The following is a 21548-nucleotide window of genomic DNA, read 5'->3' as shown; positions in this document are numbered from 1 at the left end:
GCAAAAGGATTAGGGGTTACCGGTGAATTATTTTTTAGGAGGAGATAATTTATGAATCCAGTGGTTGGTCTGGATATTGCCAAAGGGGAAAGTCAAGTTCAAGCATTTTTAGATAAGGGGCATCCATATAAACGCAGTTTTAAAATCGCACATACACTTGAAGGGTTTGGTCAATTACATCATTTTTTTATAGAAATTGAGAACCTTTCTAAACAAAAACCAGTAATTGTATTAGAGTCGACAGGACACTATCACTCACCTATTCTTCACTTTCTAGAAGAACATAATTATTTGTATATTGTCGTTAATCCATTAATTTCTTATCGAGCTAAAAGCACGAGTTTACGAAAAGTTAAAACCGATGCGATTGACTCGTATCACCTCTGCGAGCTGTATTACAAAGAAGAATTAGAGCCATATAAAAAACGAGGCATTCAGCTTCTAAATCTTCGTAATCTAACTCGACAACACGATAGTATTACTGGGATGAGTTCACAAACAAAATTACAGTTCCAAACAATACTTGATCAAGTGTTTCCTGAATACACTAGTGTATTTGGAGACCTATACTCGATTGTTTCCCTCCTCACTTTACTGGAATTTCCAACGTCAAATGATGTTCTTAACGCAGGAGAAGACCTACTTTCTGAGAAGATCAAGTTGTATTGTAATAGCCGTTCAAAATCTTGGGCAAGAACAAAAGCTAAAGATTTAATAGCTGCGGCAACAATAAATCCATTTCAAACAAACTTATATCACAGTCTTGTCATAACGATGGAAATGCACATTAAGTTGATTCTTCAATACAAAGAGCATCTATCGAAATTAAAGCTTGAAATAGATGCCCTTGTGAAAGAAATTGAAGAATATAAGATTATCCAAACGATTCCCGGTATAGGAGAAAAAATCGCTGCAACGATTATTTCAGAAATCGGAGAAATCGATCGGTTTAATCACCCTAAAAAACTTGTAGCATTCGCTGGAGTTGATCCAAGCGTCTTTGAGTCTGGTAGATTTACAGCAACGAAAAATCGCATTACAAAACGAGGATCTAGCAGACTAAGACATGCCTTATTTATGGCCGTTCAATGTGCCATTCGAGACAGTCGTAAAAAGAAAACAACCGAAGAAATCATCCCGAGAAATAAGAGATTAAGAGAGTTTTACGACAAGAAACGTAATGAAGGAAAACCCTATAAAGTAACAGTTATAGCTTGTGTAAATAAGCTTTTACACTGGATTTATGCCTTATTAAAAACCAATACCTCTTTCCAAGATATAGATTAAATGTAAAGGTAAGGAAAGAAATACAAAACCTTCCAAAGTATAATGGTTGGAAGGTTATTTGGCATGTTTATTTTTAGTATAACATGTGTTTTATAAGATTTTTATTGAAAAATATTGACAACTATTAGCTGGTTTAGTTCAATATATAATTTGTTTTAGTAATCTAGATTATTAATCACCAATAGGGCGATTGAAATAAGTGCTATTAATATCCAAATGACTCTGGTTAACTTTTTATTTTGTCGGACACCTTTCTTATCTAATATAAAATAACCACACAGTAATAAAACAAATAAAATATTAATTACCCAACGCACTACAATTCCTCCATTTTTATAATTCCTTAATTAATTATACACTTCATTCGACTTAGATAATTTGGGGGAATTTTAACTTTTTCCATAGAATTCCACATTATCGTTATTGAACTAAACTGCCATTTAGTTTCACAAAAAAATCGACTATAAAGCCGATCAAGTTGTGCAACTAATGCATGCGTTAGTTGCATAATTTGTACATTACAAATCTATTTATCAAACCATTCTTTTATATATATTCCATAGTTTGTTTCAGCAAATTTCATTGCTTCATCGATTGTGTCAAGAAGATAGTCATTTTGTACTTCCCAATTCTTGTCACAAAGGAATATATATAATATCTATCGTCATTCACATATTGTGCAATTGCTAATGCTGTTATTGGTACTTTGGTTGTTGTACCATCTTCTTCCTCAAATATCATTAACTTCAAATGTTTATTCGAGTCATTAATTGTGTGTTTTAACACAATTGCACCGTCTAATTCATTTGGAACAAACATAGTTCGTCTCCTTTAAAATTAATGCATACTAACTCTATTGGTTTTAAAGTAATGCATGCGTTAGTTACATTAGAAAAACTTATAGTTCACATCTCTTCCCAAACATAATTTGGAATGGTTGCAATTAATAATATGTTTTGGAATACATCTATATCCAATACAATATTATCTTTAGCCTCATATACTTTCTCTATCTTTTCGATAGTTTCATTTCCAAAATCAAATTCATAAATTGCAGCACCTCTATCTGTTATACCAAATAAATTCTGTCCTTTTTTTATTAATTTAAAAATCTGTTCATCAACTTGTAGTTTTTTCCATTTACTTCCACTGATGTCACGTATCCACAATCCACTATCGGTAGTGATTACGATCCTATTCTTTAGGATTTTCATATCCCAAGGAATACCTACATTTTTTGGGATAGATATTGCATTCCATTTATCTTTGTTCTTCAGATGAATCTCCCTATTTTGAGTTAAGATAAATAACTCTCCCTTATCTGAGATTTGAATTGTGTGAAGGGATTCAGGAACTGTATGTTTTCCCCAACTATCCCCTTGAGTTATAGTTGTGTAAACCATACCATCTGATAAAACTGCAATGTTATTATTCAAAGAATAGTCTATGTTTTCAATTTCCTTTTTTAAATTCAATATTTTATTCCCTTTATTTTTACTAGTTACATTTGACCATATCTCGGATGCCGTTGATACATACAATTCTTCTTCAGGGTTAAACCAAGCGTATTTTACATACTTGCTTATTTCTAAGTCAGTCCACTTTTTCCCAACGTTTGAACTTACTCTAAGAAACGGATGATTGGCTGTATTAAACTGGGTTGGTTTTCTATCCCCCCAAGTAACCAAGTTTCTTTTCCCAGCTGTGATTCCCATTAATGCCATACCTTTTTGGGTTATCTTAGAAGAATTTGATTCTTTTTGTAAAGATATCAAACCACCACCAAATGGGACTTTGTGTATCGCGCCTGTCACTTGCGCGTTTTTAGGGTCGAAGCTAATTCGTGTAAATAATTTATTTCTATCAGTACCCAAAATGGTTATACTTGGTTTCCCTTCGATAAGATCAAGAGTATAATGGTAACCTGTAGCCCAATCCAATCCTTTCTGGAGACCATATTTTTTTTTTGCTATATTTAGTAGGTATGGACTATCAAACTTAATATCCTCCAATTTTATCGTTCCATTATTATCCCCTACATGCTCACGGCTAAAGGATATTTTCCCTTGAGAAATTCCTATAGATAATAATTTTTGATTTGATGCACTAAATTCCATATTCCAATAATACCGTTTCCCAGTTTCTCCCTTTGAACCTTCCAAATTTTCGTCGACACTTGTTATTCTCGTTAAAGAAGCATTTTTATTCCATGTTTTTGCTCTATTTAAGCCAAGATATATTGCCTCCTTAAGTGTTAATTCCTTGTTATCTATTCTTTTAATTGATGCCTTAACCACTTTTATTTCGATACTAATTAGAGTTAATACTATGGCTAATATAACTAATTTAGATGCTACCTTTTTAATACTTAACAAGGTGAAACCACCATCCATCCTATAACCAAAATAAAAAACCAGTTTTAACAAAGGGTTTGTCAAAATTGGTTTTTTATTCAATCAACTTACCACTTACTTAATAAAAAAAAGATTATTCGAACTAACTCAATGATTTTCAACTAAAGCATGCTTTAGTTGAAGAACACAAACTGCTTAATTGCAGTTTTTTTATTGAAGTAAATGGCAGATTAGTGGAATAAGAAAAGGAATTTTTTGCAAACTCATTGAATCTAAATATAGATTTGGATACGTATCGAAGAAAAGAAAAATAAAAGCAGAAAGGTAGAATTAAAAATTATGTCATTACGATTTTTAAGAAATATTATTCTTTTTATTCTTATTCTAGGTGTGGGCATGTGGCTGTTTATCGATGGCTATAAGTTCGCAATTTATGCCGGACCTATTTTTATAGTAACCAAAATAGTATGGGATTTGATTGAAAATAAAGTTAAAAAGAAAAAACTTAAGCAAAATTAATAATTGTGTATGCATCTATAAAGTGAAAGCTGTTTATTCAACTAAAGCATGCTTTAGTTGAACAATGAATAACTGCTACGGCAGTTTTTTTTATTCAAAATAATGGCAGGATAGTTCAATAAGAAAGCAGGAATAAAGTACGGAATTAATTACTAGAATAGTACAAGCAAGGGGGCGTAAAATTGAAAAGAAAATTCATTTATGGAATGTCTATTTTATTTGCAATTTTATGTATAGGGTTGTCTGCTTGTCAAAAAAATAAAGAAATTGTAAAAGTTAGTATTACAAGAGAAAATCTCACTATGAACATAAGCAGCGAAAAGACATTGAATCAAATTGAATCAATTCTGGCAAATGTTAAGTGGAGTCCAGGTACACAAGTAAGTTGGGCAAAAGAAGAAGATTGCAAAATCGTTGTGACATATAAGAATGGTTCAAAAACAAGTAAAACTGAATATGGAGTATGGTTTTCAGGAATAGAAGCTGAACTATCCAGTAGTGAGTCAGACGAATCATATGGTGAGTTAAACAAAGAAGATACAAAGAGACTAAAAATGATAGTAATGAACAAATAATTTATTGTATATATGATGAGTTCTTATGGAACTAACGCATTAGTTAGTTGAATAAGCACTTTCAATTTTCAACCTCTAAATTAGTAATTTTTATATTAATTAATTACACGAATCCTAACATAATAAGTTGCTATTTTTCCCGTTTCAAATTCAGACAAGTATTGAATGATATAATGCCCAGGTTTTGTAATAGTTTGAACGGTCGATTCAGTTTCACCACGTAAAAAAACATTTTCATCTACATTGTAAATAGATACGTTGGTAGCATCAGTTGATGCACTATTTTTATAAGTAATAGGATGGTTTGATTGGACAATTAATTCAGGTTCATTTTGTAAATGTGTATTTAGTTCATTTACGCTTTTAAAATAAAAATTTTTTGTTGTACCTTTTCCAAAAGCACTATAATCATAATCTTTTGCTTTCAATTCGTATGACTTATTTTCAATATTAATTGAAGCAGTTGGTACATTTGGAGAATAAAAAAAGCTATAATAAACAAGAAAAATTAATACGAATGCACCAATAAATCCCCATGATTTTTTTGATTTAAACATTTAGCTCCTCCATTAGTAACAGTTTTTACTGTTAAAAAAAGACCGCCGAAGCAGTCATTCATTGTTCAACTAAAGCATTAGTTAGTTGCATAAGGAATAAGGTTGTTAGTTACCTGTGAACCTTACCAAGAGGTATATAAAGAATATAATAACCACTAATATAATCATAGGAAAGCATCCTATTTTTGATATTCCATTTAAATCACCAGACATTGAATTGTTAACTGCATCATTGAGGTTTTCAACTGGATTCTTTTTAATTTTCATAGCAACCTCCAAAAATGATTTACTCCAATCTTTTTATTCTCTCTAAAATAAGTTCCATATATTTACAGCAAATCCTTCTTCAACTAATCTGCCATTTACTTGAATAAAAAAAACGAGCTGCAAGCAACTCGTGATATGCAACTAAAGCTTGCGTTAGTTGCATAACTTATAAGTTATTAACTTCATAAGCAGTACGGATTCCTCCTTCAATAGCCCCTTGTATCCATCCTTGAGTAGTTGATGCATGAGAACCACCAAAGTGAATTCTTCCTTCTGGTGTGCCAATAAAAGGACCAAGCTCTCGTTGTTGGCCTGGTTTATACATGACAAAAGCTCCACCAGCAAAGGGAAATTGAGTCCAACTGTGCGAATACCCTACTAAAAATTCTTTATATACAATATCCCCAAAAATAACCGCAAGATTTTCCAATGACTTTTCAATACGCTTATTATTGGTCATATTGTCCCAAATGGAGGCATCATCTTCCCATGTATAACTTGCTATCATAACACCAGTTACATGTGAATTATGACTTGGAAAGTATGAAAACTTGATCGGTAGATCAGTGGTTAATTTTCCACCAAACAAACCAAACTTCTCCCAAAATCTTGTTCTAAATTGTAGAGCAACTTTTGTTGAATCAGCATAATGTATCTCTCTAATAATTTTCCATTTAATATAAGAAATAGAATCATAAGGATACACCTCTAAAAAGTTAAATAGTGTAAAAGAGAGTGTAGAAATCACATAGTCACATTCATATTTATTACGTTTTGTAAGTACTTCATTTTCTGTAAAGAGTGTCACTTTAGACTCACTTTGCACAATTTTTTTTACTCTTTCATTAAGTTTAATCTCATCTCTAAGTTGAGGTAAAAACGCTCTTACAAGTTGGTCGGTCCCACCAGTTATTTCATATAACTTCAAGTTGGGTGTTAATAATATCCCTAATTCCCTCAATATTGCTGTAAATGCAAGTTCTGGGAAACCTTCCAAACCTACAATTGCCTTAATCATATCAATTGCTCCAGTCGACAGTGAAGGACCGATCGGATTATACTTTAAAAAATTCTCCATTGAATATTGATCATACATACGAATAACAACATCCCAGTTTTTTAATGGATCTTGATTTATGAAATCTAACAATGGACCTATTGCTGAATTAAGTAATTCAATTGCCGTTTTTCCCTTTTCATTTGGTTCAACAGGAAATTTTAAGATATCTGGATTTGATTCATAAGTTTTTTGATTTGTTAGTACATTGTTGATGTAAATCAGATCATTCGGAGTACTATTAATAAATTCATTTACAGGTAAATTAAATTTATTTATTAATGCAATTGTTAACTGGTGAATAGAAGGAATACGCATAGCACCTAGTTCGCCATATTGGTAATCAAGAAATGGCTCTCTTTTTGTAAAAATTCGTCCACCAATTCTACTATTTGCTTCTAAAATAGTGACTTGATGCCCTGCATTTTTTAAAAGTGACGCAGCAAGTAAACCTGATATTCCAGCACCTATAATTGTTACTCGCTTTGGTGAGTTCGTTTTATTCAATCCATTTTGAATTATATTTATCATTTGCTCCATTGAGAGGACTTCTTGAACCAAAGAGTACCACCTCATCTTGTAAAAAAATTGACTATCTTTAAACACTATTCGATTTCAAGAGAAAGTAGAATTTAAACACATTTTTAATATGTAAGTTAAAAGCATTGAAATTCCTATTTAAATTATCCTTCCTTTATGCAACTAAACTGCCATTTTGTTGAATAAAAAAAATCGACTAAACAGCCGATCTTGTTGTTCAACTAATGCATTATTTAGTTCAATAAGCTTTATTACACATTCACTTGAATATCTGGCTGTTCTTTAGGTTTCTTTTCTAGAGCTGTTACGAGTATATATCCAAAAATTAAGGCAGCAATGAAATATATTTCACTAGACAAAAGCACAGTGCTTATATAGTTTGGTAACATCAGGATACGTGCTTTGGCATAAATCAAAGGATACAAAGCAATATATATTGCAGGCACACCCACAAATACCAATTTTTCTAATTTGAAAGACCATCTACCACTTTTACTGTTCTCTTTAATTAAAGTTGGTAACCCAAGGAATATCCCAATGATGATGTATAACAAAGGGACATAAATTATATATGAGATAAAATTATAAGTTTCAGCCGAATGTTCTTTCAACAATCGTTGAATTTGTAAGACAATGAAAATAGCAATAAAGAAACCAACAGAGTATAAGAAGTAACGAATTGCTTCCTTCGACGAAATAAAAATCCCTCCTTTTTAGGTTTACCTTTATATATTCCTCAGATCACCAATTATACCTTTTTGCTTGGGAATACAGTAATTGTACTTCTGCTCGTTAGTTCAATAAGGTTGTGTTCAATACTTAAAAAGTTTTGACTATGTTGTTATAAATGTTCAAAAAATGTTATGCAACTAACGCATGCGTTCGTATTATAAGGTCATCCAGTTTTTACTGGTTGACCATTTTTCATATGGTCTTATTATTATGGTAGCCGGGGTAGAACGTTGCATGCGTGGGGCTTAGACCCCGTCAACTAAACAGTTCGCCCCCTATTTGTAGAAGCATGATTTGGGCTGGTTGGGACTTAGATCTCGTATAACAAGCGAACCTATGACACTGCAAAAAGGATTAGGGGTTACCGGTGAATTATTTTTAGGAGGAGATAGTTTATGAATCCAGTGGTTGGTCTGGATATTGCCAAAGGGGAAAGTCAAGTTCAAGCATTTTTAGATAAGGGGCATTCATATAAACGCAGTTTTAAAATCGCTCATACACTTGATGGGTTTGGTCAATTACATCATTTTTTATTAGAAATTGAGAACCTTTCTAAACAAAAACCCGCAATTGTATTAGAGTCGACAGGACACTATCACTCACCTATTCTTCATTTTCTAGAAGAACATAATTATTTGTATATTGTCGTTAATCCATTAATTTCTTATCGAGCGAAAAGCACGAGTTTACGAAAAGTTAAAACCGATGCGATCGATTCGTATCACCTCTGCGAGCTGTATTACAAAGAAGAGTTAGAGCCATACAAAAAACGAGGAATCCAGCTTCTAAATCTTCGTAATCTAACTCGACAACACGATAGTATTACTGGGATGAGTTCACAAACAAAATTACAGTTTCAAACAATACTTGATCAAGTGTTTCCTGAATACACTAGTGTATTTGGAGACCTTTACTCGATTGTTTCTCTTCTCACTTTACTAGAGTTTCCAACGTCAAATGACGTTCTTAACGCAGGAGAAGAACTACTTTCGGAGAAGATTAAATTGTATTGTAATAGTCGCTCAAAATCTTGGGCAAGAAAAAAAGCAAAAGATTTAATAACTGCGGCAACAAAAAATCCATTTCAAAAATATGTATATCATAGTCTCGTCATAGCGATGGAAATGCACATTAAGATGATCCTTCAATATAAAGAGCATCTATCAAAATTAAAGGTTGAAATAGATGCCCTAGTGAAAAAAATTGAAGAATATAAAATTATCCAAACGATCCCCGGTATAGGAGAAAAAATCGCTGCAACGATTATTTCAGAAATCGGAGAAATTGATCGGTTTAATCATCCTAAAAAACTTGTAGCATTCGCTGGCGTTGATCCAAGCGTCTTTGAGTCTGGTAGATTTACAGCAACGAAAAATCGCATTACAAAACGAGGATCTAGCAGACTAAGACATGCCTTATTTATGGCTGTAAAATGCGCCATTCGAGACAGTCGTAAAAAGAAAACTACCGAAGAAATCATTCCGAGAAATAAAAGATTAAGGGAGTTTTACGACAAGAAACGAAATGAAGGAAAACCCTATAAAGTATCAGTTATTGCCTGTGTAAATAAGCTTTTACACTGGATTTATGCCCTATTAAAAACCAATACGACTTTCCAGGATATAGCTTAAATGTAAAAATAAAACAAGAAATACAAAACCTTCCAATTCATAACAGATGGAAGGTTATTTGGCATGTCTATTTTTAGTATAACATGTGTTTTATAAAATTTTTATTGAAAAATATTGACAACTATTAGCTGGTTTAGTTGAACAAGACATACACAAAGACCGAACTAAATCGGTCTTTTTTTCTTTGGCAAAAATAAACAATATTCTTTAACAGAGCTAAATAAAAAAGCCAGCTTTAGGTTATCAAGACTTAAATTTAAAAAAACTTAAAAAATAAAGAAGAGCACATATTAGTCATATATAATATGTGCTCTTCTTTTATTCCATTAAAGTGCCCTTTAATGGAAGATCAAGATAATGATTATGATTGCTGCCTTTAGCTTATTCAACTAACGCACTCCGTTAGTTCTTATAGTTAACCATTAAATAACTCCCACTCAAAGATGAGTTAGGAGTTATTTGTACACATTACTTTTTATATCAGTTTATTAGAAATGCTAGTCAACATCCTTCCAAGTCCTTCTATCTATTATGTCGGAAGCTGTGGTTTCGCCGATACCAAATTTTCGTGCAATGGCTGCTTTAGACATCCCTTCCTTATGAAGTAATCTGATTTCTTTCACTTGTTCTTCGGTTAATTTCTTCGTTTTATTACCTAGTTTTTTGAGTGCCTTTTTCAATTCCTCCGGTCCACCGAAATCGTATAAATGAGTTTTGACATTCTTCCAAGTTTGACGGTGAACGATACTAAACACCACGGATTGACTTACGCTATACCTTTCCGCCAATTGTTTAATGGTAATCTGTCCGGCCCCATACAGCTTTCGTATTTCGCGGACTAGATTTTCAGTGAGTTTACTAGCGTGATTCTCTTCGCCCTTTGGTAACTTTCTATTCAATAATCTTTTTTGTTTGTCTTCTTTTGTAATCACGATTCCATCGTTAATGTGGGACCAGGATGTACCGTTAATAAGGCTTAAAACGACACCTTCTGAAACGCCAAACTTTTCTGCAATTTGTTTGGAGGTTAAGTCCGTCATTTTATAGGCTTTCCGTATCCGAATTGCTATTTCTTCCGTTAACTTAGTGAAATGATGATTTTCTCCTTTAGGCATTTTTGAAGGCTTATTCTTTTTCAGCTCCTTAATATCATAAGAAAGGCCATCATCGACATGATCCCACGATTCTCTTCTTACAATAGAACCAACCATCGTACTACTGATGCCGTATTTTTCTCCAATCTCGGTAAAGTTCATTTGGGTTTCAACGTAAAGGCGGCGAATCTCACAAATATCATGATTTTTTAAGTTAGTTAAGGGATGATCCTCTCCTTCTTTTGCTTGAACTAATCCTGTTTTCCAGGCATGCAACACATTTTCATGATTAGTGACGACTTCGAGATTTTTTAAACTATTATTCAATTTGTTGCCATCAATATGGTTGATTACTTTCCCAACAGGATTCAGTCCTCCAGCAATGGCAACCAATTGGTGCTTAAACACTGATATTACCTCTCCATTATCTAATGATAAACGAGTTCGTTCATATCCCTTAGGTGTGACAGTAAATTTTCTAATACGACCTGATTTCTTATGTGATACTTCACCTGTCTCCGTATTGACATGATATTTTTCAAGTAACTTAAGGATTTTTTGATAGCGTTCTTTCGTCAAATATCTGCTAGGTTTTGAATCCATTAAAGCTCCCCCCTTATCAACTAGAAACGCTTTTCCTTTAGTATATCAAAGCTGTTTAACCTATTAAGAAATAATATAAGTGTCCTAAGTAAACTATTAAACACGCGAGACATTGGTAATTGCAAAAAAGTTCTTAAACAAACCTGCCATTTAGTGACATAAAAAAACCGACTATACAGCCGATCTTGTTGTTCAACTAAAGCATCAGTTAGTTGAATAAGGAATCCTTAAATGATTTTATGATTGGAAGTTCAGGTGGACTAATTTCAGATGGTAATTCATTAAAACTAAAAAAGCGTAAATCTTGCACTTCGCTTTCTTCTTTTTCTAATACACCTGAGTATTCAGTACATATATAAGTAGCAATTACATTATATACTTCGTCTCCGTGAGGATATTTATAATAAAATTCTTTTCCAGAAAAAATGTTAAAAAACTCAAGCTTTAATGCTGTTAAACCAGTCTCTTCCTTCAATTCTCTTTTAGCTGTTTCTTCTAAATTTTCTCCTAGCTCTAATGAACCAGCAGGTAATCCCCAAGTATTATTATCTTTTCTTAATTGTAATAAAACTCGCTTTTGTGAATCTAGCAGTATAACATTTGCGCCAACCATTAATAGTGGACGACTACCTACAACTTTTCTTAAATCCATAATATATCCCATTGTTTTTCTCCCCATAAACGATGTTAATGTCTAATATAACTGTAACAAATGATTCCATCTTATTCCACTAAACTGCCATTTAGTTGAACAAGATTATGTTCATAATTCTTAAGTTAAGCTCCTATATCCAAAAGAAAATTGGAGCTTAAAAAGCTCCAATTATTAACATATGATACTATTCTATATAGAGTAGACAGAGTAAAACTACTATCAGATTTACGTTTTACTTGCCATTCAATCAGTGGATTTTTCCCAACTTCAAAATCAAACAAGGTTAATTTGATCAACTCCTTCCATTCATTTTTACATCACTTTCTTCCTATTATATATGTACGTCATTTTGTTCCATTTCTTTTAGTTGATTCAGCAATTTTTCTTTAATGTAATCTTCGATAGATAAATCCAATCCATTGGCCAGATCACGTATTTGTTCTTTGATACTTTTTGGAACATTAATCGTAATGCTCTCATTATCCGTTCCAATATGCAAACCATTATACCTAAGTTGAACAATACCTTCTTTTAATATTCTTTCTAAAATTAAAATTGTTTCATAATATGTATCTATCAATTCTTTATCCATTTGAACAAATATCGGTTTAATTTTGAGGATTATTTTATATGAATCTCTTTCAACGTTGAAGTTTTCCGCCCCTATATAATTATAGATAAAATCAAAAACGCGATATTCTTTACTATTTATACTGTTAGGAATTAATAATTCAAATTTAGCAAAGTCCTTTTTAGTAATTCTTTTGAAAGTATTAACCTTGTAAATGGGTTCATATCCGCTATCTTTAATGGCTGCTCCTATTATTTCTTTCCCATGAGCCGTTAATAATGTAGGGATATTATTTTCTACTTTTATTATTCGACCATAATCATTCGTGGTTTCATTTCTAAATGATTGGTACAAATAAAATTCTTTATCTCTTGTAAAAAAAGATTTTCGTTTCGATTTGCTTCTATTAACGTAATCAGATTCTTGTAAACTAGTTAATGCTTCTTTAGGGACAAAATATGTAGGTTTACCTTTAAAGTCAAATTTCGATGCGTCTAATGAGCCATCTTTGATATATTTTTGTAATGTGGTTACATGCAAACCGACGATTTTAGAAACCTCAGAAAGTGTATACCCTTCAGGTCGTTTAAATTCTTTTGCAAATTCTTCAATTACCACTCGATCAAACAGCAATGTTCCGTCTATACGCCAGTTATCTTCATACTTTGCTTTTAATTTCCCCTCCCTAACATAATAGTAAATCATGCTATGTGAAGGTTCATCTCCCCACACGTCAGTAAGGTATTTAATCACTTGTTTTGTAGTTAACACTACTTCATTTTCAAGTTGTTGTTCTATCAAGTTTTCTCCCTCTTTCGAAATTTAATATAATATTTAGTTTTGTCTATTTAATTGATAATTTTATTTACATTAACCAACTATATTCCTCTATTGAACATGGAAAAAATTAGAATTATCTATATTATACTCAAGATTCGTTTTTATGTATATCGGTAGTTAATCTTTAAAGATTAAGTTAAAATACAAAACCTTTAATGCGTATATAATGTAAAAGAATGGACTATTTTATTACGTTTTTATAAATATGCATATATATTAATCAACTTAACTTTAAGCTTCAACTCATGATACATTTCTTCAAAGTTTAAATATAGAAAATAATATTTAAATAGTTTAAAATAGTAACATATAATTTGATTTCTATTATTTGGTAAAGTATTGAAAGGAAGTGCCGGTCATTGGAATTTCAAAGTTTATTTCCAATTAATAAAAATTACGATGTAATAGAAAAAATAAATGAATATCCACTTTCACTAACAAATGAGCAAATTCAAATGTTAGATCGTACACAAGAATTCATAGAAAAGTATAAGGTTGAAATCCATGAGGCATTTTCTGATATTGATATGATTTACCGTTTTGCATACCAGAAGAAGGAAATTGGAGATTTATATGAAAATGATAATGCTAGCGGTAGTAAAAACCATCAAACTCGAAAAACATACATAAGAGAACTCTTATCGTTTTATAACCATTTGGTTGAAAACAAGGGAATATTATTAGAAGATACATTTCGAACCGAGAGTCCAAGCATCTTGAGAATTATTGAGCCAAGACATCTATTAAATTACCAAAAATGGTTAATATCTGCTCCATTGGGTCGAAATGGACAACCTTACAAAAAAACAACGATTGCAAAAAAGTCAGTGGTTCTTAAAGGATTTTTGAAGTATTTATATGAACAAAAATATATAGAACACCCTCTTCACTACTCACTCGTTTCGGCTAATGTAACTCTAAATGATTTACCGAATCGAGATATAACATATGAGGAAGTAAAGCAAATTTTAGACTTTTACAAGACTGCTCCTTTGCATTACACGATTTTAATAACCCTAGCTACAAGTGGATTACGTGCTGCAGAGCTTGCGACTGCAAAATGGAAGGATCTTTCAAAGGATCATAGTGGATACTGGTTAAAAATCATGGGAAAAGGTCGAAAAGAACGTGAGGTATATATACTGGAGTATGTATTTGATGCAATTGTACAATTAAGAAAAAGAAAAGGATTAGAAACGGAGTTAAATACGTTGGATGATTCGTATTTAATATTAACTAGTAAAATGAAGCCGTATAGTCCAAATCATCTATCTAAGTTTGTATCGGAAATGATCAGTCGAACAAAGCTGCCATTTTTACATCATCACACACGTAATGGTAAGATAAGTGCACATTTTTTTCGTCATTGGTATGCGATTCATTCTCGGGAAAATGGAGCTGATATCTATTCAATTTCAACAAGCTTAGGACATGAAAGTATCAAAACAACTCAAATTTACCTGGCTAAACACGAAAAACGGGATACAAATGTAGGATTGTTATGGAAGAATAAATCCACATTCTAGGTTTGATAATAACTTTTATATATAATAGAAGAAACTAAAAAGTCATAGAGTTATTTATAGTCTATGGAAATAGTGAAGAAAGATTATCGGACAAGATAATCCCCCTTCACTTTGCTAATTAAATGTATCAGCAAGAATGTCATTTAAAGATAATTGACTTGTACTAGAGTTGCTATTTAACTCTCAATCACTTTAGACCAAAAGCCTTAATAACCTCTTGAAAGACATTTTCTTAAGGCTACTATTTGTGGTATTTCTGAATTCCTAACATACTATTACTATCTGAAAATGTTTTACCTTTATCTCACTTAACTGATTTTGGTGCATAACAGATACTCTTCACTTAAATGTATATCTTTATTTTAATCCTAATTGACTTAATACATCCTCTAACGTAACACCTTTATAAGTTGTTTTTGGTTTGGGTGCATCTGAGACTGTTGGATTTTGTAATCTAAAGTTTTTGACAATATAATCCATGTCCTTCTTATCAACTACTTTATCGAAGTTGAAATCTGCTGATGCTTTATTTGTACCCCAGAAAGTTTGTACCTGAAGTGCATCCATAACATCGATTACATTATCTTTGTTCGCATCTCCAGCAGTTATTCTTGGTGTAACATAACGTAAAAATCTACCTACTGTTTCTCCTCTAACTTGATCTGACAATGTGAATTGTATATTTTTTGTAAACTTCAGCTTTCATCATTCTTGCCAATAATTCTACGTCATCAGTTGTGTATTTCACTCTTGGTATATCTATCACCTATTATTACATTTTATGCTTCAAGGGATTGTTTAATTTTTCCGCTTCATCTTAATAATAAATCATTTTACTTTTTGTACGCTTGGCATCTTATACGATTGATCTAATACATTTTGCTTAGGTATATACATTCTTAACATAAGAATAAAGTTATTTGTTGGTGCAGGAAGCCAATTGGATTCATGCCCTTGCGGTGCAGTATTTTGGATATAAATATCCAGTGAACCATCTGGATTGTATTTTAGACCTTCTGTACGGTCTCCAATTGAAAAACGATTAATAGGGTTAGCTACAAAGAATGTATCAGCTCCATACATACTTAACGACCAAAAAGCATTAACTGGCGGCAATTGGTCTTTATTGAAATGAATAACATATTGGTGCCCTCCACTCAGTGGATTGCCGTCACTATCGACTGTAGTACGTGGATATAAGGCTTCTGCAGGAATATTTGCTCCTAATGCAAATTTAGCAACATCAGCTCTGGTTAAGTAGTCAGTACCGTATGTCCCAATATTATAATACACTGCCCAAAAATTGTTATTAGTTCCTATACTAGGGATAGTTTTTACTATGATTTCTTGTGCGTCTTTTACTGCTCGTGTCAGTCCCGCCATAATCTCAGGATTTTTACTTCCTTGGAATCCTTTGTTTGGATCTATGCCAATTAACTTAAATTGGGATAACATAGCAGCATCTGCTTTCGGCCCTGGAAATAACTTCATTGTTTGAGTCATGATTTCAAAGAAACGTGCTGGATCATTGAAATCATTTTCTGTAAAAGTAGGTAAATTTATCGATGGTTTCGCTTGTTTTTCATGATAAGGTGTCAGTGTATATTTATCTTGAATAGCATGTACATTTTCTAAATCCTTTTCTCCATCAACTAAAGTACGGCCAATTAGCCAAACCATATTTGTAGGTGATTGGATTACTTTCGAACCTTTAGCTAATTTTCCTTTCCAATTTGGTCCTACAATGACATATCTCCCCGCTTTTGTACCTGTTCTACGAGTTCCAACGTAATCAAACGAATTTGTATACGCATCTAAAAACTGGAAGGAATAGTATCTGTGCTCTATCTTTGGAACACTTAAAACTAACGGCCCTTTTGATAGATCAAGCCATGCTTGGGAATACAATGTATCGTTATTCGGTGTAACTACATCTCTAAAGCTAGCGTCTAATAAATTTCTTTTATGAAGAAAGGTGTTTAATGGAGCTTGTTTTGTTAGTATTTGCATAGTTTTGACCATATCCACAAGAGGATACCCGTATAAATACGCCTGGATTCCAATACTGTATGCTAAATTCTCAAGATATTGGTTTTGTTGTTCCACTATAGGAGGATTAGTTTGGGCTGGTGTTGTTTCGGCTAATACACTCCCCGTAAATAAAGCCATGGAGGCAAATAACCCTGCTACAGGGAGTAATAATTTTTTTCCTTTTTTCATAAAAATAGAACCCCTTTATGTAAATGTTTATTTTTTTAAAGTAACTACTATGCTATTCAATAGAAGGAACTATTCCTTTATTTTTGAAAGACTGACAAATAGATGAAGTAAACCAGGAACAACAATAAAATAACTCAGGCTATACATTAATATTTTATACCTGTCTTAGTTCTACAAATTCATAAAAATCGTCAGCCCAAATTAAAGAACTACTATTGTGCAGTTAATCCCCCATCAATTTTTAATTCTGAACCAGTTACCCATTTAGATGCATCTGATGCAAGGTACAAAATTGCGTTTGCAATATCATTAGGAGATCCTTCACCTGCTGGATGTAATGCATTGAAAACAGCTAGAGCTTCTTCCATATTTGAGAAAATTCCAGCTTCAATATGTTCATTAAGTAAATTGACGCCCATCTCGGTACGAATTACCCCTGGGTGAACTGAATTTACGCGGATGTTGTATTGCATTTTTGCACATTCTAATGCTACTGCTTTTGTCATTGATCGAACAGCCCCCTTTGAAGAGCAGTATGCGCTTAAAGCTGGAAACCCGATAAAACCTGCAACAGAGGACAGATTGATAATCGAACCACCGCGTCCCGAAATCCCTCCTGGTTTCATAACAGAAATAGCACTTTTGATTCCTAAAAAAGTTCCATCTACATTAATTGCATGAGTTTTTCGAAAATCCTCAAGGCTCATTTGTTCAACAAAGCTTAAAATTTCAATTCCTGCATTATTAACAAGAACATCTAGTCCACCAAAATGATCTACAGTTTTTTGCACAGCCTCTTTCCACTGATTCTCATTTGTTACATCTAGATAGAAAAAGCTTGCATCTCCACCAGCTGCTTTAATGTCTGAAACTAGCTTATCTCCTTTTTCTGTTTGGATGTCAGTTATCATTACTTTAGCTCCTGCTTTTGTCAATGCTCTTGTTGTAGCTTCCCCTAAACCTTGTGCAGCGCCCGTTACAAGTGCAACCTTTCCATTGAGATTGAATAAGTTTGAATTTGTCATTTTATTATTTCCTCCACAATCCAATTCTTTTAACGTGAAACAGCCGTTTCTGCTGAAGTTTTTATATCTTCAAGTAAAGAAGCTGCATTTCCTGAAAGAGACATATCCCCACGATAAAGAACAGCATCTAGAATCATATTTACAGGTAGTTTAGCTATTGGATCTTTCTCTGATGGATAGAAATCTAATGCAGCTTCACCAACTGTCATTTCTCCTTTATCTAGTGACCAATTTGTACCAACTAATTGAACAGTAGCCCATTGATCATTACATCCATGGAAGTTCGGAATATGACGTAATGTCATGATTGGTAATACAATCGGTTGAGGTGTGCCATTTGCTGGTGGTAGTGGCCAATTCATATTATAGGGTGGTGGAAGTTCTATTGACTCATTAGCAGGAAGTGGTACAGAAACTAGTTTTCCACCTTCTTTAAATGAACAAGAAATTAATTTATGTCCTTGTCGGCTCACTTCGATTTTGAAGTCTCCACCATTATTTTCAAACGTTACATCAGCAATTTTTTTCGGGAATCCCCAAATTTCACGCCCAGCAGCCATTGCTGAATCAGTCGTTACATAAATATTGGCAACGTACATGAATAGCTGTTCGTTATGGATACAAGGAATTCCTTGTACAATCTCGTAATATGGTTCAAGCGAACCACCACGGTAGTTTGCTAAAATTAATTTGGATGCAGCTTGTCCAAGTGCATTAGGAATTGGCACTAAACTACATTGTTCTGGAAGGATTTCTGTAGCTACTTTCTCATCTGTCAAATAGTCAACAATGACCACATCAATATTTGTCCAATCCCACTTCTCATCTGCAGAAATACTAGGGTACAATGGAGCGTGTGAAGGCATTGAAGCTCCTAAAGAAGATTTTGTAAGTTTTCCTTTTGTTAATGTCATAGTTACTTTCCTCCTAATAAATTAAGTTTTTTTATTTATCAACCAGTTAATAACTGGCTGTGACTCACAATTGATTTACTATCAATATAGGATAAGGAAGCTATTTAAATAGTTTTCTAATAATACTTTGAGCTCCTTTTGTTGTATGATATCGAACACTAAGGTCAAATTTAGTCGTTTGTGAAAGGACACTTTTTTCATGGGTGAAACATTTATAGGAATGAATCCCATGATAAGACCCATGTCCACTTGAACCGACACCACCGAATGGTAAATGTGGGGTTGTTAAATGGAACAGAGTATCATTGATACTCCCTCCACCAAATGAAATCTCTTCTACTATTCTCTTTTTTATCGAATCATTTTCAGTAAACAAATAAAGAGCTAACGGCTTTGGTCGATTATTAATTTCCATTACTACTTCATCTAATGAATTAAAAGGAATAATTGGGAGAATTGGACCGAAGATTTCTTCATTCATGACTGGATGCTTCCATGAAACATTCGTTAAAATTGTCGGTTCAATTACAAGGGTTGTTTCATCGACCTTTCCTCCATAATAAATCGACGGTCCATCCATTAAGTTTTGTAAACGTTTAAAATGTCGATCATTTACAATGTGTGTGTATTCTTTATAAGATAATGGGTCCTCGGAATACAAACGTTTAATTTCTTCTTTTAGTAGAGAAAGAAACTCTTTTTGTATATGACTTGAAACATATATGTAATCAGGTGCAATACATGTTTGACCGGAGTTAAAGAATTTACCCCATGCAATTCTACGAGCAGCTAACTTTAAATTCGCACTTTTATCAACGATTGTTGGACTTTTCCCTCCTAGCTCAAGGGTTACAGGTGTAAGATGCTCACTTGCAGCTCGCATCACGACACTGCCAACTTCTACACTTCCAGTAAAGAAAATGTGATCAAACTTTTCTTTTAATAACGCTGTACTTACTTCAACTCCACCTTCAACACAAGATATGTACTCAATTGGAAAAGTATCAGTTATAATCTTTGTGATAAGCGCAGATGAATTTGGTGTAAGTTCTGACGGTTTTACAATAGCTGTATTCCCTCCTGCAATTGCTCCAATTAGTGGAATAAAGGTCAATTGAAACGGATAATTCCAAGGTGATACAACCAAGTTCACTCCATAAGGTTCGCGATAAATCTTACAACGGCTTCCGAAGTGTGTAAGAGGAGTTTTAATATTAGTTGGTTTCATCCATTTATGTAGGTGCTTTTTCACATATGAAATTTCATGTAAGATAAGAGCAACATCCGCAAAGAATCCTTCAAATTCACTTTTATGAAGATCTTTATTGACTGCCTCTAAAATCAGCCTTTCATTGTCTGAAATGGCTTTATATAGTTTTTCCAGTTGCGTTTTACGAAAAATATATGTACGAGTTGCTCCGGTTTGAAAAAATTCTCTTTGTTCAGCTAGTAATGAACTATACTCTGGTGCCTCTGTTGAAGAACTTAGTAATTGCTCCACTCACAGTCAATCCTTTCAGCATGTTTTAATATTAATTGCAGAGCCACTATTAAACTCGCTATGAATTTCGAGTAAGATACATATCCTCCATCGATTACAAGTTCAGTTCCAGTCGCAAATTTCGATTCATCTGAAGCCAAATACAATACTCCGAAAGCTATATCCATTGGGTTACCTAAATGGCCAACAGGATGAAGAGATGTTAAGTATTGATGTAACTCTGGAGAAAATTGGCGTGCGCTCGTAATCATCGGAGTTTCGATAAATCCAGGGGAAATACTATTGACACGAATACCGTACCCAGCTTTTGCACAATATAGAGCAGCCGATTTTGTTAATAAAGTGACTCCTCCTTTACTTGCATTGTACGCAGGAAGATTCGGGTCTCCCACTTTTCCTACAATCGAGGACATATTAATAATTGAACCTGTACCATTCTCTTTCATCGCTAATACGGCATATTTTGTCCCTAAAAAGACCCTATCTAAATTTAACGTCATAACTGAGCGCCACTGTTCAAACGTGCATTCCTCGAAAAAATCCAATACCTGCATTGTTAACGAGTACATCCACCTTACCGAATTGCGACTTAGTTGTCTTAATCACATGTTTCCAATCTTCTTCTTTAGTCACATCTTGTTTAATGAATAACACTTGCCCACCTTCTCAAATAAGTTCTTCAGCAGCTAAACGTCCCTTTTCTTCATTCAAGTCAGTAATAACTACTTTAGATCCCTCTTTTGAAAAAAGTTTTGCAATGGCTAATCCAATACCAGATGCTCCACCAGTGATTACAGAAACTTTATTTGTCTAATCTTTCCATATGAACTCCTCCTCTTTTTTTTCGAACTAGTATTTACTTAGTTGAATAGAAATTTTAAAATATTCGTAAGCATTTACAAAGTGATGAAATTCCCTAGCTGATTTTTATTTTAAAGATGTAAAAATTAAAAATCCCTCCATAATTTCTATGTTTATAAGCATTTTTATTATAAGTATTTTAAATATTTAAAATTATAAATTAATTATATAGTGCTTTTGAATTTATATATAGTTAACATATTTTAAGGGGAGTTAAGA

Annotated in this window: 19 protein-coding genes and 1 pseudogene; 4 read left to right on the top strand and 16 right to left on the bottom strand. The window is 33.0% G+C overall.

Features of this window, described 5'->3' with window-relative positions; translation table 11 throughout:
* Nucleotides 1–51 precede the first annotated feature (51 nt).
* A complete protein-coding gene (locus ACFVRR_RS17590) occupies nt 52–1287 on the top strand; it encodes an IS110 family RNA-guided transposase (RefSeq protein WP_387331216.1) in 1236 nt (411 codons plus the stop codon).
* A gap of 155 nt (nt 1288–1442) precedes the next feature.
* On the opposite strand, the gene ACFVRR_RS17585 is transcribed toward ACFVRR_RS17590, so the two are convergent.
* The 3 genes from ACFVRR_RS17585 to ACFVRR_RS17575 form a co-directional block, all read right to left on the bottom strand.
* A complete protein-coding gene (locus tag ACFVRR_RS17585) occupies nt 1443–1604 on the bottom strand; it encodes a hypothetical protein (RefSeq protein ID WP_387331215.1) in 162 nt (53 codons plus the stop codon).
* Between the two features lie 262 nt (nt 1605–1866).
* Complete coding sequence (locus ACFVRR_RS17580; protein WP_387331213.1) at nt 1867–2106, bottom strand: hypothetical protein; 240 nt, start codon at nt 2104–2106, stop codon at nt 1867–1869.
* An 86-nt stretch (nt 2107–2192) separates the two neighbouring features.
* The gene (locus ACFVRR_RS17575; protein ID WP_387331211.1) at nt 2193–3743 is read right to left on the bottom strand and encodes a hypothetical protein; all 1551 of its coding nucleotides are present in this window, start codon (nt 3741–3743) and stop codon (nt 2193–2195) included.
* Nucleotides 3744–4342: 599 nt separating this feature from the next.
* On the opposite strand from ACFVRR_RS17575, the gene ACFVRR_RS17570 reads away from it, so the two are divergent.
* Nucleotides 4343–4735: a hypothetical protein gene (locus ACFVRR_RS17570; protein WP_387331209.1), complete on the top strand. Its 393-nt coding sequence runs from the start codon at nt 4343–4345 to the stop codon at nt 4733–4735.
* A 95-nt stretch (nt 4736–4830) separates the two neighbouring features.
* Here ACFVRR_RS17570 and ACFVRR_RS17565 read toward each other — a convergent pair whose 3' ends face one another.
* The 4 genes from ACFVRR_RS17565 to ACFVRR_RS17550 form a co-directional block, all read right to left on the bottom strand.
* Nucleotides 4831–5292, bottom strand: a complete 462-nt coding sequence (locus ACFVRR_RS17565) for a hypothetical protein (RefSeq protein WP_387331207.1) — start codon at nt 5290–5292, stop codon at nt 4831–4833.
* 105 nt (nt 5293–5397) lie between these two features.
* Complete coding sequence (locus ACFVRR_RS17560; RefSeq protein WP_387331206.1) at nt 5398–5559, bottom strand: hypothetical protein; 162 nt, start codon at nt 5557–5559, stop codon at nt 5398–5400.
* A 166-nt stretch (nt 5560–5725) separates the two neighbouring features.
* Nucleotides 5726–7156: a flavin monoamine oxidase family protein gene (locus ACFVRR_RS17555; RefSeq protein WP_387331286.1), complete on the bottom strand. Its 1431-nt coding sequence runs from the start codon at nt 7154–7156 to the stop codon at nt 5726–5728.
* 251 nt (nt 7157–7407) lie between these two features.
* A complete protein-coding gene (locus ACFVRR_RS17550) occupies nt 7408–7770 on the bottom strand; it encodes a hypothetical protein (RefSeq protein WP_387331204.1) in 363 nt (120 codons plus the stop codon).
* A gap of 513 nt (nt 7771–8283) precedes the next feature.
* On the opposite strand from ACFVRR_RS17550, the gene ACFVRR_RS17545 reads away from it, so the two are divergent.
* Entirely contained in the window at nt 8284–9519 is a 1236-nt protein-coding gene (locus tag ACFVRR_RS17545) for an IS110 family RNA-guided transposase (RefSeq protein ID WP_387331202.1), read from the top strand.
* Between the two features lie 497 nt (nt 9520–10016).
* Here ACFVRR_RS17545 and ACFVRR_RS17540 read toward each other — a convergent pair whose 3' ends face one another.
* The 3 genes from ACFVRR_RS17540 to ACFVRR_RS17530 all read right to left on the bottom strand — a co-directional run bounded on the left by ACFVRR_RS17540 (nt 10017) and on the right by ACFVRR_RS17530 (nt 13243).
* Nucleotides 10017–11216: a helix-turn-helix domain-containing protein gene (locus tag ACFVRR_RS17540; RefSeq protein ID WP_387331200.1), complete on the bottom strand. Its 1200-nt coding sequence runs from the start codon at nt 11214–11216 to the stop codon at nt 10017–10019.
* 208 nt (nt 11217–11424) lie between these two features.
* Nucleotides 11425–11880 (bottom strand): NUDIX hydrolase, encoded by a 456-nt coding sequence (locus ACFVRR_RS17535; protein WP_387331198.1) that lies wholly within the window; start codon nt 11878–11880, stop codon nt 11425–11427.
* 322 nt (nt 11881–12202) lie between these two features.
* Nucleotides 12203–13243, bottom strand: a complete 1041-nt coding sequence (locus tag ACFVRR_RS17530) for a helix-turn-helix domain-containing protein (protein ID WP_387331196.1) — start codon at nt 13241–13243, stop codon at nt 12203–12205.
* 398 nt (nt 13244–13641) lie between these two features.
* Here ACFVRR_RS17530 and ACFVRR_RS17525 point away from each other — a divergent pair, with 398 nt between their 5' ends.
* Entirely contained in the window at nt 13642–14808 is a 1167-nt protein-coding gene (locus tag ACFVRR_RS17525; protein ID WP_387331194.1) for a tyrosine-type recombinase/integrase, read from the top strand.
* Between the two features lie 357 nt (nt 14809–15165).
* Here ACFVRR_RS17525 and ACFVRR_RS17520 read toward each other — a convergent pair whose 3' ends face one another.
* The 6 genes and pseudogenes from ACFVRR_RS17520 to ACFVRR_RS17495 all read right to left on the bottom strand — a co-directional run bounded on the left by ACFVRR_RS17520 (nt 15166) and on the right by ACFVRR_RS17495 (nt 21227).
* Nucleotides 15166–15477 carry a dockerin type I domain-containing protein gene (locus ACFVRR_RS17520; protein WP_387331192.1) on the bottom strand — a complete coding sequence of 104 codons (312 nt, stop codon included), beginning with the start codon at nt 15475–15477 and terminating at the stop codon, nt 15166–15168.
* 159 nt (nt 15478–15636) lie between these two features.
* Nucleotides 15637–17028 carry a DUF1254 domain-containing protein gene (locus ACFVRR_RS17515; protein ID WP_387331190.1) on the bottom strand — a complete coding sequence of 464 codons (1392 nt, stop codon included), beginning with the start codon at nt 17026–17028 and terminating at the stop codon, nt 15637–15639.
* Between the two features lie 212 nt (nt 17029–17240).
* Nucleotides 17241–18053: a glucose 1-dehydrogenase gene (locus tag ACFVRR_RS17510; RefSeq protein WP_387331188.1), complete on the bottom strand. Its 813-nt coding sequence runs from the start codon at nt 18051–18053 to the stop codon at nt 17241–17243.
* Between the two features lie 29 nt (nt 18054–18082).
* On the bottom strand, nt 18083–18967 hold the full coding sequence (locus ACFVRR_RS17505) for an acetoacetate decarboxylase family protein (RefSeq protein ID WP_387331186.1): 885 nt from the start codon (nt 18965–18967) through the stop codon (nt 18083–18085).
* A 100-nt stretch (nt 18968–19067) separates the two neighbouring features.
* The gene (locus tag ACFVRR_RS17500; protein ID WP_387331184.1) at nt 19068–20468 is read right to left on the bottom strand and encodes an aldehyde dehydrogenase; all 1401 of its coding nucleotides are present in this window, start codon (nt 20466–20468) and stop codon (nt 19068–19070) included.
* Nucleotides 20453–21227 (bottom strand): annotated as a pseudogene (locus ACFVRR_RS17495) (SDR family oxidoreductase). The gene ACFVRR_RS17500 and the pseudogene ACFVRR_RS17495 overlap by 16 nt, the downstream one beginning before the upstream one ends.
* Between the last annotated feature and the right edge of the window lie 321 nt (nt 21228–21548).

This window comes from Gottfriedia sp. NPDC057948 (genome assembly GCF_042887255.1).
In the GTDB taxonomy this organism is placed as follows: domain Bacteria; phylum Bacillota; class Bacilli; order Bacillales; family Bacillaceae_G; genus Gottfriedia.
This window is presented reverse-complemented; position numbering and strand designations above follow the sequence as displayed.

Coding starts and splice junctions, on each gene's coding strand:
- ACFVRR_RS17590 (WP_387331216.1), top strand. CDS start 52: ATGAATCCAGTGGTTGGTCTGGATATTGCCAAAGGGGAAAGTCAAGTT.
- ACFVRR_RS17580 (WP_387331213.1), bottom strand. CDS start 2,106: ATGTTTGTTCCAAATGAATTAGACGGTGCAATTGTGTTAAAACACACA.
- ACFVRR_RS17565 (WP_387331207.1), bottom strand. CDS start 5,292: ATGTTTAAATCAAAAAAATCATGGGGATTTATTGGTGCATTCGTATTA.
- ACFVRR_RS17560 (WP_387331206.1), bottom strand. CDS start 5,559: ATGAAAATTAAAAAGAATCCAGTTGAAAACCTCAATGATGCAGTTAAC.
- ACFVRR_RS17555 (WP_387331286.1), bottom strand. CDS start 7,156: ATGGAGCAAATGATAAATATAATTCAAAATGGATTGAATAAAACGAAC.
- ACFVRR_RS17545 (WP_387331202.1), top strand. CDS start 8,284: ATGAATCCAGTGGTTGGTCTGGATATTGCCAAAGGGGAAAGTCAAGTT.
- ACFVRR_RS17540 (WP_387331200.1), bottom strand. CDS start 11,216: ATGGATTCAAAACCTAGCAGATATTTGACGAAAGAACGCTATCAAAAA.
- ACFVRR_RS17535 (WP_387331198.1), bottom strand. CDS start 11,880: ATGGGATATATTATGGATTTAAGAAAAGTTGTAGGTAGTCGTCCACTA.
- ACFVRR_RS17515 (WP_387331190.1), bottom strand. CDS start 17,028: ATGAAAAAAGGAAAAAAATTATTACTCCCTGTAGCAGGGTTATTTGCC.
- ACFVRR_RS17510 (WP_387331188.1), bottom strand. CDS start 18,053: ATGACAAATTCAAACTTATTCAATCTCAATGGAAAGGTTGCACTTGTA.
- ACFVRR_RS17505 (WP_387331186.1), bottom strand. CDS start 18,967: ATGACATTAACAAAAGGAAAACTTACAAAATCTTCTTTAGGAGCTTCA.